Genomic DNA, 14,523 nt, shown 5'->3' with positions numbered 1-14,523 from the left:
GCGATCCGGCGGGTGCACCCGGGGCGCCCGGCCGGTCACTCCGCGGAGAGCGCGGCGGCCTCGGCCCGCAGGTCGCGCCGGAGCTCCTTGGGCAGCGAGAAGGTGATCGACTCGTCGGCCGTCTTCACCGTCTCGACGTCCGCGTAACCCCGCTCGCCCAGCCACTCCAGCACGCCGTCGACGAGGACGTCGGGCACCGAGGCGCCGGAGGTGAGCCCGACGGTGGTGACACCCTCCAGCCACGCCTCGTCGATCTCGGCGGCGAAGTCCACGAGGTGGGCGGCGGGCGCGCCGGCGTCCAGGGCGACCTCGACCATGCGGATCGAGTTGGAGGAGTTCTTCGAGCCGACGACGATGACCAGCTCGGCGTCCTCGGCCAGCTTCTTCACCGCGATCTGACGGTTCTGCGTGGCGTAGCAGATGTCGTCGCTCGGCGGGGAGAGGAGGTTCGGGAACTTCTGCTTGAGCGCGCCGACGGTCTCCATCGTCTCGTCGACGGAGAGCGTGGTCTGGGAGAGCCAGACGACCTTCGACTCGTCGCGGACCTCGACGTTCGCCACGTCGTCGGGGCCGTCGACCAGCGTGATGTGGTCGGGGGCCTCGCCGCTCGTTCCGATGACTTCCTCGTGGCCCTCGTGGCCGATCAGGAGGATGTCGTAGTCCTCCTGGGCGTAGCGGACGGCTTCCTTGTGGACCTTGGTGACCAGCGGGCAGGTCGCGTCGATCGTGGCGAGCTTGCGCTCGGCGGCCTCGGCGTGGACGGTCGGGGCGACCCCGTGCGCGGAGAACATCACGATGGAGCCCTCGGGCACCTCCGCGGTCACGTCGACGAAGATCGCGCCCTTCTTCTCGAGGGTCTGCACGACGTACTTGTTGTGCACGATCTCGTGACGGACGTAGACCGGGGCACCGTACTGCTCCAGTGCTTTCTCGACGGCGATCACGGCGCGGTCCACGCCCGCGCAGTAGCCACGGGGCGCTGCGAGCAGGACACGGCGGGCAGGAGAAGCAGTCATGCGTCCCATCGTAAGGCCGTACCGAACAGGCGCCGGGCCGGTGGGGTCGCGAGACTGATGCGTACGCAACCAGCGACGGAGGGTTCATGGCGGGGAGCAGCACGGAAGAGGGAAAGCTGCGGCGGACACTCGGGTTCCGGGACCTGGTGGTCTACGGGCTGCTGTTCATCGCGCCCATGGCCCCGGTCGGAGTCTTCGGCACGCTGGACGCCAAGTCCGACGGGGCCGTGGCGCTGGTGTATCTCGTGGCGACCGTGGTGATGGCCTTCACCGCGTTCAGCTACGCCCAGATGGTCCGTGTGGCCCCGCTCGCCGGGTCCGTCTTCGCGTACGCCCGAAAGGGCCTCGGGGAGGGGCCGGGGTTCATCGCCGGCTGGATGGCGATGCTCGACTACCTGCTCATCCCGGCCGTCGCCTATCTCTTCTCCGGGATCGCGATGAACGCGCTGGTTCCCGAGGTGTCGCGGTGGGTGTGGACGGCGATCGCGGTCGTGGTGACGACGCTGCTCAACCTCTGGGGCGTACGGGCGGCGGCCCGGGTGGGCTTCGCGGTGCTCGCCATGGAGATCGTGGTGCTGCTGGTGTTCGTGGTGTCGGCGGTGGTGGTGCTGGCCAGGGACGGGGCGCAGCGGGGCTGGCTGTCACCGCTCACCGGGGACACCGGTTTCTCGATGACGGCGGTACTGGGGGCGGTCTCCGTCGCGGTGCTGTCCTACCTGGGGTTCGACGCGATCGCCTCGTTCGCGGAGGAGGTGACGGGGGGTTCGGCGAAGGTGGCGCGGGCGGTGCTGTTCTGCCTGGTGCTCGCCGGGGCGCTGTTCGTGGTCCAGTCGTATCTGGCGGCGCTGCTGGAACCGGTGAGCTCGGCGGAGCTGGCGGCGGATCCGGTGAGGCGGGGGTCCGCGTTCTACGACGCGGTGGACGCCTCGGTCGGCTCCTGGCTGCACGATCTGGTGGCCGTCAGCAAGGCGATCGGCGCGGCTTTCGCGGCGCTGGCGGGGCAGGCGGCGGCCGGCCGGCTGGTGTTCGCGATGGGGCGGGAGGACCGGCTGCCGTCGTTCCTGTCCCGGGTCGACAGCCGGTCCGGGGTGCCGCGTGTCGCGATCGCGTGCGCAGCGGTCGTGACGCTGGTGGCGGCGGTGTGGGCGGCCCGGCGCGACGACGGCCTCGATCACCTGGTGTCGGTCGTGAACGTGGGCGCGCTCACCGCGTTCGTGCTGCTGCACGCGTCGGTGGTCGGCTGGTTCGCCGTACGCCGAATGGAGGGGCCGCCGAGCTGGTGGCGCCACATCGTGGTGCCGGTGGTGGGCGCGGGGGTTCTGGTCGCGGTGATCCTGGAGGCGACGACGAGCGCCCAGCTGGTGGGGCTGTGCTGGCTGGGGATCGGACTGGTGGTGCTCGCGGTGCAGTGGGGGCGGCGGGCTGCCTGATTGTCCGTACCGGCCGATACGCTCGCCCGTATGGCTCTCACTACGTCCCCGGAAGCCCCGCTGCCCGTCGGCGACGTGTCCCGGCTGATCGGCGGCTGGATCGACCGGCTCGGTGCGGTCTGGGTCGAGGGGCAGATCACCCAGCTGTCACGCCGGCCCGGTGCCGGGGTGGTGTTCCTGACGCTGCGTGACCCCTCCCACGACATCTCGGTGAGCGTGACCTGCTTCCGGCAGGTCTTCGACCGGATCGCCGATGTGGTGACGGAGGGCGCGCGGGTGGTCGTCCTCGCCAAGCCCGAGTGGTACGCCCCGCGCGGGCAGCTGTCCCTGCGGGCCACGGAGATACGGCCGGTGGGCATCGGCGAGCTGCTGGTGCGGCTGGAGCAGCTGAAGAAGTCGCTGGCCGCCGAGGGGCTCTTCGCCCTGGACCGGAAGAAGCCGCTGCCCTTCCTGCCGCAGCTGATCGGCCTGGTCTCGGGACGGGCGTCGGCGGCTGAACGCGATGTGCTGGAGAACGCCAGGCGGCGCTGGCCGGCGGTGCGCTTCGAGGTGCGCAACACCGCTGTACAGGGTGTGCACGCCGTGAATCAGGTGGTCCAGGCGGTCCAGGAGCTGGACGGGCTGCCCGAGGTCGACGTGATCGTGGTCGCCCGTGGCGGCGGCAGCGTCGAGGACCTGCTGCCGTTCTCCGACGAGGCGCTGATCCGCGCGGTGGCCGCGTGCCGCACCCCGGTGGTCTCCGCCATCGGGCACGAACCGGACTCGCCCCTGCTCGACCTGGTGGCCGATCTGCGGGCGTCGACGCCGACGGACGCGGCGAAGAAGGTCGTGCCGGACGTGGGTGAGGAGCTCGACCGCGTCCAGCAGCTCCGGGACCGGGCGCTGCGGACCGTCCGGGGGCTGATCGACCGGGAGGAGCGGGGGCTGGCGCATGCGCTGGGCAGGCCCTCCATGGAGCGGCCGCAGCGGATGGTGGACGAGCGGGAAGCGGAGGTCGACGCCTTGGTGGGGCGGAGCCGCAGAGTCCTCGGGCACCTGCTGGACCGCGCCGACTCGGAGCTCGCGCACACCCGGGCCCGGGTCGTGGCGCTCTCGCCGGCGGCGACGCTGGAGCGGGGATACGCGGTGCTGCAGCGGCCGGACGGCCATGTGGTGCGCTCCCCCGCGGACGCCGGGGCGCCGGGCGAGGAGCTGCGGGCGCGGGTCTCCGAGGGCGAGTTCACCGTACGGGTCGCGGAGTGACGACCTGACCCGCGATCGGCCGCGACGCCGCTGACCATCACCGGTGAGGTCGTAAGCGGCCGGGTTTGTCCGACCCCGCGCATAGGGTGGTCGGCATGACGGACGACGGGACGACGACGGCTGCCGCGACGGGCACGCTCGGGTACGAGCAGGCGCGGGACGAGATGATCGAGGTCGTACGCCGCCTGGAGGCGGGCGGCACGACGCTGGAGGAGTCGCTGGCGCTGTGGGAGCGCGGTGAGGAGCTGGCGAAGGTGTGCCGGCACTGGCTGGAGGGTGCGCGGGCCCGGCTGGACGCGGCGCTGGCACGCCCCGAGGAACCCTCGGAGGCCGGCGGCGACGCGGAGTAGGGAGTTCCGGAGGCGCTTCCGGGCGGCTTCGGGGGCCGGTTGTGCGGTGGATCACTCCGGGACAGATTTAGTTGAAGTTTAATCTATCCCTCGGTTACGGTGCTTGTACCGCTTGATCCGTACCGCCCGGAAGGTAACGCTTCAGATGTCCCTCGTTCTTGACCCCGCCGCCCAGGACCTCCTCTTCCGCGAGGCCCGCACTGCCAACACGTTCACCGACGAGCCGGTGACCGACGAGCAGGTCCAGGCGATCTACGACCTGGTCAAGTACGGCCCCACGGCCTTCAACCAGTCGCCGCTGCGCGTCGTCCTGGTCCGCACGCCGGAGGGCCGCGAGCGCCTCGTGAAGCACATGGCCGAGGGCAACCAGCCGAAGACCTCCGCCGCCCCGCTGGTCGCGCTGCTCGTCGCGGACCACGAGTTCCACGAGGAACTCCCGGCGCTCCTGCCGCACTTCCCGCAGGCCAAGGACGCGTTCTTCTCCGAGCGCCCGGTCCGCGAGCAGTCGGCCGCGCTCAACGCCACGCTGCAGGCCGCCTACTTCATCATCGGCGTCCGCGCCGCCGGCCTGGCCGCCGGCCCGATGACCGGCTTCGACGCCGCGGGCATCGAGAAGGAGTTCCTGGACGGTGACCACAAGCTGATCATGGCCGTCAACATCGGCAAGCCGGGCGAGGACGCCTGGTTCCCGCGTCTGCCGCGCCTGTCCTACGACGAGGTCATCACGACCGTCTGATCCCCTTCCCGGGAGGCGGCCGCCTCCCGGGACCAGCGGAAGAGCCCCACGACGCCGAGCGTCGTGGGGCTCTTCCGGTGGTACGGGGCCGTCAGGAAGCGGAGGGAGCGGCCGAGGGGGCAGCCGTCTTCAGCGCGGCGGCCATCTCCGCCAGCCGGTCCGCGGGGGCCGAGCCGGTGACCACCGTCGTCACGCCCTCGGCGTGCAGCACCAGCGCGTCGTACTTCGGCCCGTTCCAGATCTCCCAGTCCCGGCCCGAGACCTCGCGCGTGCGGCCGGTGTTCCTGGCGTCCCGGCTGACCTCGGGGACGTACTTCTTCGCCGGGGTCGTCGACTGCTCGACGGCCACGTACCTCTCGTCCGGGTCGAGGAAGCCGAGGTGCCATCCCGAGCCGTTCTGCCCCTCGTACGAGACGGAGGTCGGCTTCCAGCCTTCGGGCAGCCCCGCCGGGGCGGCCACGGGGTACGGCGCGGCGCGACGGGCCGTCGCGAGCTCGACCCGGTAGTCGACCGCCTTGATGGGGTCGGCCTTGTCGTCGTGCGGGATGAAGATGTAGACGACGCCCGCCACTGCGGTGATCACGAGCATCGACAGGATCATGTCCCGGACGGTCTGCTTGCCTCGCTTGCTTGCCACGTAGTCAATGGTGGCATGGGCCACCGGACGTCCGGCCAGCGGGCACCCGCTCATACGTGACCCGCTCTGCTCATTTTATCGACCTACCGATAGAGTCACAGCACCCTCTTTTCCGGTCGTCGTCGTACAGAAAGGTGCGCTCCGATGTCCGAGCATCATCTGCCGTCCCAGCTCGAGGTCTCCCCCGAGGCCCCCGACCGCAACCTGGCCCTGGAGTTGGTGCGGGTCACCGAGGCCGCCGCCATGGCCGCCGGGCGCTGGGTCGGCCGCGGCGACAAGATCGGCGCCGACGGCGCCGCAGTCAAAGCCATGCGCACGCTCGTCTCCACGGTGTCGATGAACGGCATCGTCGTCATCGGTGAGGGCGAGAAGGACGAAGCGCCCATGCTGTTCAACGGCGAGCGCGTCGGCGACGGCACCGGAGCCGAGGTCGACATCGCCGTCGACCCGATCGACGGCACCACGCTCAACGCGAAGGGCATGCCCAACGCGATCGCCGTCCTGGCCGCCGCGGACCACGGCGCGATGTTCGACCCGTCCGCCGTCTTCTACATGGACAAGCTGGTCACCGGTCCCGAGGCCGCCGACTTCGTCGACATCAACGCCCCCGTGTCCGTGAACATCCGGCGCGTCGCGAAGGCCAAGAGCTCCTCCCCGGAGGACGTCACCGTCGTCATCCTGGACCGGCCCCGGCACGAGAACGTCGTCAGGGAGATCCGGGAGACCGGCGCCCGGATCAAGTTCATCTCCGACGGCGACGTCGCCGGGTCGATCATGGCGGCCCGCGAGGGGACCGGTGTCGACCTGCTCATGGGCATCGGCGGCACGCCTGAGGGCATCATCTCGGCCTGCGCCATAAAGTGCCTCGGCGGTGTCATCCAGGGCAAGCTCTGGCCCAAGGACGAGGCCGAGCGGCAGCGGGCGCTGGACGCCGGCCACGACCTGGACCGCGTCCTGTCGACGGACGACCTCGTCAGCGGGGACAACGTCTTCTTCGTCGCCACCGGGATCACCGACGGCGAACTCCTGCGCGGTGTGCGGTACCGCGCGGAGACGGCGAGCACGGAGTCCCTGGTGATGCGGTCCAAGTCGGGCACGATCCGCAGGATCGACTCGACGCACCGGCTGTCGAAGCTGCGCGCCTACAGCGCGATCGACTTCGACCGCGCCAAGTAGTCCCGGCGCGCACGGATGTGGGGCCGCCCGGCCGGGCGGCCCCACATCCGTGCGCGCGGAAGTCAGCCGGCTATGCGTCCCGTCGGGGCCGCGGCCTTGAGCTCCATGTCGCGCCTGCGGCGCCGGGCGAGCGCCACGCGGCGTTCGGCGGCGGTGAGGCCGCCCCACACCCCGTAGGGCTCGGGCTGTATGAGCGCGTGCTCCCGGCACTCCACCATCACCGGGCACCTCGCACAGACCTGTTTCGCGGCCTCCTCACGGGCGAGCCGCGCAGCGGTCGGCTCCTTCGACGGGGCGAAGAACAGCCCGGCTTCGTCCCGGCGGCACACAGCCTCCGAGTGCCAGGGCCCCGCCTGGTCCTCCCGCGCGGGTGTGCGCTGGGACGGCATGGCGGCGACCTGCAGGGGCTGATGCGGCATGTGCAGCACGGTCCACTCCTGACGACGGCTTCGGCTTCGGCTCGTGAGCGAGAGGCGATGCAGCACTCCCTACCCGCTGTACGCACGCCTATGCACTGAGTGGCGCCGCCTTCCGGCCCCCGCGGCGCCGTCACGGCGCCCGCTGGCCGGAATGCGCGGTGGACCGGCCGTGCGCCCTCAGTGGCCGAGGTGTTTGCGCAACTGGCTGTGGAGGTTGGCGATGAGCTTGCCACGCTTGGGCTTCGCCTCGACGTTTCCGAATACGGAATAGCCGTTCACGACGACCACCGGTGCCTCGGGGTCGGCGGATTCCAGTGTGTCGACCTCGAAATTGCCGAAAATGCCCGTTCCGCTGCCGCGCAGCGAGATGTTCTCGGGGACCTTGATCTCGACACTGCCGAAGACGGACGTCGCGTTGATGACCGTCAGACGCTGGCCGAACAGCGCCTCCGTCAGGTCGATCTCCACGCTGCCGAAGAGCGAGAAGGCGTTCGTGCGCCCGCCGACGCGCCAACGGCCCCTGCGGGTGGAGCTGCTGAAGACCGCCACCAGGTTCTCGGCGGGCCCGGTCGCCGCCTCGGGGCCGTAACCGTAGGGCGAGGCGGCCGGGCGGGCGGCGCCGCCCGCTGCCGGGAGGTCCTGGACCAGCGGATCGAGCTCGCCGACGGTCTTGGCCCGGTAGACCAGGTCGACCCGCTCGGCGTGCTCCTCGGCCGTCAGCCGGCCCTCGGCCATGGCGTCCCGCAGGATGTCCGCGATCCGGTCGCGGTCCGCGTCGGACGCGCGGATTCCGGCGGGCGCGGGACCGGCCGGAGCGACGGGCTGCTGAGGCTGCTTCTCGAGGTCCACCGGGACAGCGTACCGAAACGCGATAGATCGCGACAGCACCTCTCCGGCCCCGCACTGAATCCGCCGTGTGGGAATCCGCCGTGCGGGAGCAAGCGTTCCGGGGTGAGCCTTACCTCACAGGCTCGGCGCGTCGGAGGCGTTCTACCCTGGTGGATGCGCTGCCCAAGGGTGGTCAGCCGCTGTCGCCGAGTGAGGAATGGCCGTAATGCCAGAGTTTGCGTACTCCGATCTGCTCCCCCTGGGAGAGGACACCACGCCGTACCGGCTGGTGACCGCCGACGGCGTCTCGACCTTCGAGGCCGACGGCCGTACGTTCCTCAAGGTGGCTCCGGAGGCCCTGCGCACCCTCGCGGCCGAGGCCATGCACGACATCTCGCACTATCTGCGCCCCGCCCACCTGGCGCAGCTGCGCCGCATCGTGGACGACCCCGAGGCGTCGTCCAACGACAAGTTCGTCGCGCTGGACCTCCTGAAGAACGCGAACATCGCCGCCGCGGGCGTCCTGCCGATGTGCCAGGACACCGGTACGGCGATCGTCATGGGCAAGCGCGGGCAGAACGTCCTGACCGAGGGCGGTGACGAGGAAGCCCTGTCGCACGGCATCTTCGACGCGTACACCGAGCTCAACCTGCGCTACTCGCAGATGGCCCCGCTGACCATGTGGGACGAGAAGAACACCGGCTCGAACCTCCCGGCCCAGATCGAGCTGTACGCGACGGACGGCGGCGCGTACAAGTTCCTCTTCATGGCGAAGGGCGGCGGCTCGGCCAACAAGTCGTTCCTCTTCCAGGAGACCAAGGCGGTCCTCAACGAGGCCTCCATGATGAAGTTCCTGGAGGAGAAGATCCGCTCCCTGGGGACGGCGGCCTGCCCGCCGTACCACCTGGCGATCGTCGTCGGCGGCACGTCGGCGGAGTTCGCGCTGAAGACCGCGAAGTACGCCTCCGCGCACTACCTCGACGAGCTGCCCGCCGAGGGCTCCCCGACCGGCCACGGCTTCCGGGACAAGGAGCTGGAGGAGAAGGTCTTCGAGCTGACGCAGAAGATCGGCATCGGCGCGCAGTTCGGCGGGAAGTACTTCTGCCACGACGTGCGCGTGGTCCGCCTCCCCCGTCACGGCGCCTCGCTGCCCGTCGCCATCGCCGTGTCGTGCTCGGCCGACCGCCAGGCCACCGCGAAGATCACCGCCGAGGGCGTCTTCCTGGAGCAGCTGGAGAAGGACCCGGCGCGCTTCCTCCCGGACACCACGGACGAGCACCTGGACGAGTCCGACGTGGTGCAGATCGACCTGAACCAGCCGATGGACGACATCCTCGCCGAGCTGACCAAGTACCCGGTCAAGACCAGGCTCTCGCTGACGGGCCCGCTGGTCGTGGCGCGCGACATCGCGCACGCCAAGATCAAGGAGCGGCTCGACGCCGGCGAGGAGATGCCGCAGTACCTCAAGGACCACCCGGTCTACTACGCGGGCCCCGCGAAGACCCCCGAGGGCTACGCCTCCGGCTCCTTCGGCCCGACGACGGCCGGCCGCATGGACAGCTACGTCGCGCAGTTCCAGGCGGCGGGCGGCTCCAAGGTGATGCTCGCCAAGGGCAACCGCTCCAAGCAGGTCACGGACGCCTGTGACGCGCACGGCGGCTTCTACCTCGGCTCGATCGGCGGCCCCGCCGCGCGCCTCGCGCAGGACTGCATCAAGAAGGTCGAGGTCGTCGAGTACGAGGAGCTCGGCATGGAGGCGGTGTGGCGCATCGAGGTCGAGGACTTCCCCGCGTTCATCGTGGTCGACGACAAGGGCAACGACTTCTTCACCGAGCCCGCCCCGGCCCCGACCTTCACCAGCATCCCGGTCCGCGGCCCCGGCCTCGGCTGACCGCACACCCCGCCGAAGGGGCGCCCCCGCCACCGGGTGCGCCCCTTCGGCATGTGCGGGTGCTCCGCCGGCGGGCCCGGTGGACGCGTGAACGTCGCGGCGGGGCGTGATCCGTCCGGCGGTCCGGGGCAGGAGTAGCGGAATACGGCGGGCGCCGACCGCGCTCGTTCCTGCAGGAGGTAACAACACCATGGGCGAACCGGCCGAGGACACGCAGTACCGCGTCGAGCACGACTCGATGGGCGAGGTGAAGGTGCCCGCCCACGCGAAGTGGCGGGCACAGACACAGCGCGCGGTGGAGAACTTCCCCATCTCCGGGCAGCGGCTGGAGCGGGCCCACATCGAGGCCCTGGCCAGGATCAAGGCCGCGGCGGCCAAGGTCAACGCCGAGCTGAAGGTGCTGGATCCTGACATCGCGGACGCGATCCAGGAGGCCGCCGAGGAGGTGGTGGCGGGACGCTGGGACGAGCACTTCCCCATCGACGTGTTCCAGACGGGTTCCGGCACGTCGTCCAACATGAACACCAACGAGGTCGTGGCCACGCTCGCCACGGAGCGGCTCGGGCGTGAGGTCCACCCCAACGACCACGTCAACGCGTCCCAGTCGTCGAACGACGTGTTCCCGTCGTCGATCCACATCGCCGCGACCGCCGCCGTCACCGCCGACCTGATCCCGGCGCTCGAACACCTGGCCACCGCCCTGGAGCGGAAATCGGCCGAATTCTCGGAGGTCGTGAAGTCGGGCCGTACGCATCTGATGGACGCCACCCCCGTCACCCTGGGGCAGGAGTTCGGCGGCTACGCGGCGCAGATCCGTTACGGCGTCGAGCGCCTGCGGGCCTCGCTGCCCCGCCTCGCCGAACTCCCCCTGGGCGGCACGGCGGTGGGCACGGGGATCAACACCCCGCCCGGCTTCTCCGCCGCGGTGATCGCGGAGGTCGCCCGCACGACGGGGCTGCCGCTCACCGAGGCCCGCAACCACTTCGAGGCGCAGGGCGCCAGGGACGGGCTCGTCGAGACGTCGGGCCAGCTCCGCACGATCGGCGTGTCGCTCACCAAGATCTCCAACGACCTCCGCTGGATGGCCTCCGGGCCCCGGACCGGGCTGGCCGAGATCAACCTGCCCGACCTGCAGCCGGGCTCGTCGATCATGCCGGGGAAGGTCAATCCGGTCATCCCGGAGGCCGTGCTGATGGTCGCGGCCCAGGTGACGGGCAACGACGCCACGGTCGCCGCGGCGGGAGCGGCCGGCAACTTCGAGCTCAACGTCATGCTGCCGGTCATCGCGAAGAACCTCCTGGAGTCCGTACGGCTCCTCGCCAACGCCTCCCGGCTGCTCGCCGACCGCACGGTCGACGGCATCACGGCGAACGTGGAGCGGGCCCGGCAGTACGCGGAGTCCTCGCCCTCGGTCGTGACCCCGCTGAACAAGTACATCGGCTACGAGCAGGCGGCGAAGGTCGCCAAGAAGTCCCTGGCCGACGGCACGACGATCCGGGAGACGGTGCTGGCCGGGGGGTACATCGAGCGCGGTGACCTGACGCCGGAACAGCTCGACGAGGCCCTGGACGTGCTGCGTATGACCCGGCCCTGACGCGTAACGCACCGTGCGGCCGGGGAGCCGTCCCTAAGATCTCTTCATGACAGCGACGGAAGCGGGTACGGGAGCGGGCACCGGGGCGGGTGCGGGAGACGGCGGGCGCTGGTCGCCGGGGGACCGGATCCTCTGGCGGTACCGGGACAACGGAAGACCGGGCGACGGTGAAGGCCACGCGGTCCACATCTGCCGGCCGGTCACCGTCGTCCAGGACACCGACGAACTGCTGGCCGTGTGGATGGCGTCCGGCACCGAGTGTGTGAGGCCGGTCCTCGCCGACGGCACCCAGGTGCACGCCGAACCGCTCGCCACCCGCTACACACGCCCGCGCACGACGGTGCGGTCCCGGTGGTTCGGCTCGGGTGTCCTGAAGCTCGCCAGACCGGGCGATCCCTGGTCGGTCTGGCTGTTCTGGGACCGCGGCTGGCTGTTCCGCAACTGGTACGTCAACCTCGAGGAGCCGCGCTCACGCTGGTCGGGCGGGGTGGATTCGCAGGACCACTTCCTCGACATCTCGGTGCGTCCCGACCACAGCTGGGAGTGGCTCGACGAGGACGAGTTCGCGCAGGCGCAGCGGGTCGGACTGATGGACGAGGCCACCGCGCGGCGGGTGCGCGAGGCGGGGCTGGCGGCCGTCGAGGTGATCCAGCGCTGGGGCACACCGTTCAGCGACGGATGGGAACACTGGCGGCCCGACCCCGGGTGGCAGGTCCCCCCGCTGCCTGATGACTGGGACCGCACCCCCGCCCCCACGCCGTCGTGAGACCCTTGATGCACCCCAGGGGGGCAAACGTAGGATCACCCTCCATGAACCGCTCCGCCGGACCGACGCGCCACAACCGGCGTGGCCGGTCAGGGGCCTGACCGCCAGTCACCGAACGCACCGCATGAGTCACACGGCCCACGAAGCCGGGTGGACCGTGCGGACGCACGAACCACTACGAGGGGTGGAGACGTGTTCGCTGTCCGCTGCCCGGCCACCGGAAGACCCCTTACCGGTCGCCCTGGTGGCCGTACGGTTTCGGCCCCTTTTCCAGGGGCATCCGGTGACAGCCGTTGTTCTCACCGCTCTTGCCGGGGCACAGTGGCGCCTCACAAGGTGATTGCCTCATACAACCGGCCCGGACGGACGGAATCCCACGCGTGACGGAGCATCCCACCTCCCACGAAGGCCGGCAGCCCCTCGCCGCCCGGCCGCAGGAACGCGCTCGGCCCCGGCAGGAGGAGGCCCCGCCGGGCACCGCTGCCACCGCCGCGATCTCCGGCCCCTCCCCGGTGCCGCACCCGGCGAAGGGCCCGGTGGCGAACGCCGTACCGAGTCCCGCGCCCGGCACGGACGCGGCCGCTCCCGTCGCCGACACCCAGACGGTCACCCGGCGCGAAGGGGACCGGCTGCGATTCGTCGGCGCGGCGACCCGCCGGATCGCGCGGGGCATAGACCTGGACGAGATCGTGCTGGGCCTCTGCCGGGCGAGCGTGCCCACGTTCTCCGACGCCATACTCGTCTACCTCCGTGACCCGCTCCCGGTGGGTGACGAGCGGCCCGCCAGCCCCTTCGTGCTGCGGCTGCGGCGTACCGACCGGCTGCGGCTGGCCGACGAGGAGAGCGAGAGCGGGCAGGAGGGCGAGCGGCTGCGGCTGTCCGTCACCGACCCCCAGGCCGGGCTGCTGCCTGCCGCCGACCTGTGCGAGATCCGGGCGGGCGGCGCGCTCGCCGAGGTGCTCCGCGGGGTGCGGCCGGTCTTCGGGGACTCCGCGGCGGCGCGCGTCGCCCTGCCCGAGCTGCTGGGGGCCGGCCGCGCCGTGCCGACCGGGCACCGCGCGATCCTGGCTCCGCTGCGGGGCCGGCGCCGGGTGATCGGCGCCGCCGTCTTCCTGCGCGGCACGGACCGTCCGCCGTTCGAGGCGAACGACCTGCTGGTCGCGGCCCAGCTGGCGACGCACACCGCGCTCGGCATCGACAAGGCCGTGCTGTACGGCCGCGAGGCGTACATCGCCGACGAGCTCCAGCGCACGATGCTGCCCGACTCGCTGCCGCAGCCCACGGGCGTACGCCTGGCCTCGCGCTACCTCCCGGCCGCCGAGACGGCCCGGGTCGGCGGCGACTGGTACGACGCGATCCCGCTGCCCGGCAGCAGGGTCGCCCTGGTCGTCGGTGACGTGATGGGGCACTCCATGACGTCCGCGGCGATCATGGGCCAGTTGCGCACCACCGCGCAGACCCTGGCCGGCCTCGACCTGCCCCCGCAGGAGGTCCTGCACCATCTGGACGAGCAGGCCCAGCGGCTCGGCAGCGACCGCATGGCGACCTGCCTGTACGCGGTGTACGACCCCGTCGCGCACCGCATCACCATCGCCAACGCCGGACACCCGCCGCCCGTCCTGCTCCACCTGGGCGGCCGGGCCGAGGTGCTGCGGGTGCCGCCGGGCGCGCCCATCGGGGTCGGCGGGGTCGACTTCGAGGCCGTCGAGCTGGACGCCCCGGCCGGCGCCACGCTGCTGCTCTACACGGACGGCTTGGTGGAGTCCCGGATACGGGACGTCTGGACGGGCATCGAGATCCTGCGGGAGCGGCTCGCCGCCACCGCCCAGCTGACGGGCCCGGACCATTCGCCGCCGCTGGAAGCGCTCTGCGACGACGTGCTGGACATGCTCGGCCCCGGTGACCGGGACGACGACATCGCCCTGCTGGCCGCCCGGTTCGACGGGATCGCGCCGAGCGATGTCGCGTACTGGTTCCTGGAGCCGGAGGACGCGGCGCCCGGCCGGGCCCGCAGGCTGGCCCGCAGGGCGCTGAGCCGGTGGGGTCTGGACGACCTGTCGGACGAGGTGGAGCTGCTGGTCAGCGAGGTGGTGACCAATGCCGTGCGCTACGCGGAGCGGCCGGTGACGCTACGGCTGCTGCGCACGGACATCCTGCGCTGCGAGGTCGGCGACGACTCCCCGCAGCTGCCCCGGCAGCGGCGCGCCCGGGAGACGGACGAGGGCGGACGCGGGCTGTTCCTGGTCAACAGGCTGGCCAGGCGGTGGGGGGCGACCCGGCTGTCGACGGGCAAGGTGGTCTGGTTCGAGATGGCCACCCCCTAGGGACCGGCCAGGGGCCACCCGGGCCGCCCCGGCTGCCCGGTACGGAGGTCGACGGCGGCTGACGCCGGACACGCGTGAGGGGCGGGTACCGGTTCGGCACCCGCCCCTCTCCCG

General features: G+C 71.4%; 13 protein-coding genes. 9 read left to right on the top strand and 4 right to left on the bottom strand.

All coding sequences use genetic code 11. From position 1 onward, the window contains the following. Positions 1-35 precede the first annotated feature (35 nt). Positions 36-1,025, bottom strand: coding sequence for a 4-hydroxy-3-methylbut-2-enyl diphosphate reductase (locus ACIBCU_RS09540; protein WP_362943293.1), 990 nt, complete (start codon positions 1,023-1,025; stop codon positions 36-38). Positions 1,026-1,102: 77 nt separating this feature from the next. Between ACIBCU_RS09540 and ACIBCU_RS09535 the strand changes: the two genes are divergently transcribed. The 4 genes from ACIBCU_RS09535 (at position 1,103) to ACIBCU_RS09520 (ending at position 4,774) form a co-directional block, all read left to right on the top strand. Beyond that, on the top strand, positions 1,103-2,446 hold the full coding sequence (locus ACIBCU_RS09535; RefSeq protein WP_399230390.1) for an APC family permease: 1,344 nt from the start codon (positions 1,103-1,105) through the stop codon (positions 2,444-2,446). A gap of 30 nt (positions 2,447-2,476) precedes the next feature. Then, the gene (xseA, locus tag ACIBCU_RS09530; RefSeq protein ID WP_399230387.1) at positions 2,477-3,688 is read left to right on the top strand and encodes an exodeoxyribonuclease VII large subunit; all 1,212 of its coding nucleotides are present in this window, start codon (positions 2,477-2,479) and stop codon (positions 3,686-3,688) included. A 95-nt stretch (positions 3,689-3,783) separates the two neighbouring features. After that, a complete protein-coding gene (locus ACIBCU_RS09525; protein ID WP_399230385.1) occupies positions 3,784-4,038 on the top strand; it encodes an exodeoxyribonuclease VII small subunit in 255 nt (84 codons plus the stop codon). A gap of 145 nt (positions 4,039-4,183) precedes the next feature. Then, positions 4,184-4,774 carry a malonic semialdehyde reductase gene (locus tag ACIBCU_RS09520; protein ID WP_362943282.1) on the top strand — a complete coding sequence of 197 codons (591 nt, stop codon included), beginning with the start codon at positions 4,184-4,186 and terminating at the stop codon, positions 4,772-4,774. A gap of 91 nt (positions 4,775-4,865) precedes the next feature. Here ACIBCU_RS09520 and ACIBCU_RS09515 read toward each other — a convergent pair whose 3' ends face one another. Further along, complete coding sequence (locus ACIBCU_RS09515; RefSeq protein WP_362943704.1) at positions 4,866-5,411, bottom strand: DUF4245 domain-containing protein; 546 nt, start codon at positions 5,409-5,411, stop codon at positions 4,866-4,868. Positions 5,412-5,555: 144 nt separating this feature from the next. Between ACIBCU_RS09515 and glpX the strand changes: the two genes are divergently transcribed. Then, positions 5,556-6,587: a class II fructose-bisphosphatase gene (gene glpX, locus ACIBCU_RS09510; protein ID WP_362943707.1), complete on the top strand. Its 1,032-nt coding sequence runs from the start codon at positions 5,556-5,558 to the stop codon at positions 6,585-6,587. A 62-nt stretch (positions 6,588-6,649) separates the two neighbouring features. On the opposite strand, the gene ACIBCU_RS09505 is transcribed toward glpX, so the two are convergent. Further along, positions 6,650-7,015, bottom strand: coding sequence for a WhiB family transcriptional regulator (locus ACIBCU_RS09505; protein ID WP_362938007.1), 366 nt, complete (start codon positions 7,013-7,015; stop codon positions 6,650-6,652). A 168-nt stretch (positions 7,016-7,183) separates the two neighbouring features. Next, complete coding sequence (locus ACIBCU_RS09500; protein WP_362938010.1) at positions 7,184-7,855, bottom strand: DUF1707 domain-containing protein; 672 nt, start codon at positions 7,853-7,855, stop codon at positions 7,184-7,186. 205 nt (positions 7,856-8,060) lie between these two features. On the opposite strand from ACIBCU_RS09500, the gene ACIBCU_RS09495 reads away from it, so the two are divergent. From ACIBCU_RS09495 to ACIBCU_RS09480, 4 genes are all read left to right on the top strand, one after another. After that, a complete protein-coding gene (locus ACIBCU_RS09495; RefSeq protein WP_362938013.1) occupies positions 8,061-9,725 on the top strand; it encodes a fumarate hydratase in 1,665 nt (554 codons plus the stop codon). 190 nt (positions 9,726-9,915) lie between these two features. Continuing rightward, positions 9,916-11,319: a class II fumarate hydratase gene (locus ACIBCU_RS09490; protein ID WP_362938016.1), complete on the top strand. Its 1,404-nt coding sequence runs from the start codon at positions 9,916-9,918 to the stop codon at positions 11,317-11,319. Between the two features lie 46 nt (positions 11,320-11,365). Beyond that, a complete protein-coding gene (locus ACIBCU_RS09485) occupies positions 11,366-12,085 on the top strand; it encodes a DUF402 domain-containing protein (RefSeq protein WP_362938019.1) in 720 nt (239 codons plus the stop codon). 380 nt (positions 12,086-12,465) lie between these two features. Further along, positions 12,466-14,409, top strand: a complete 1,944-nt coding sequence (locus ACIBCU_RS09480) for a SpoIIE family protein phosphatase (RefSeq protein WP_399230379.1) — start codon at positions 12,466-12,468, stop codon at positions 14,407-14,409. Positions 14,410-14,523: the final 114 nt, after the last annotated feature.

The organism is Streptomyces sp. NPDC051064 (genome assembly GCF_044455985.1).
In the GTDB taxonomy this organism is placed as follows: Bacteria; Actinomycetota; Actinomycetes; order Streptomycetales; family Streptomycetaceae; genus Streptomyces.
Note: the sequence above shows the minus strand (reverse complement) of the source record. Positions and strands in the feature narration are given on the sequence as shown.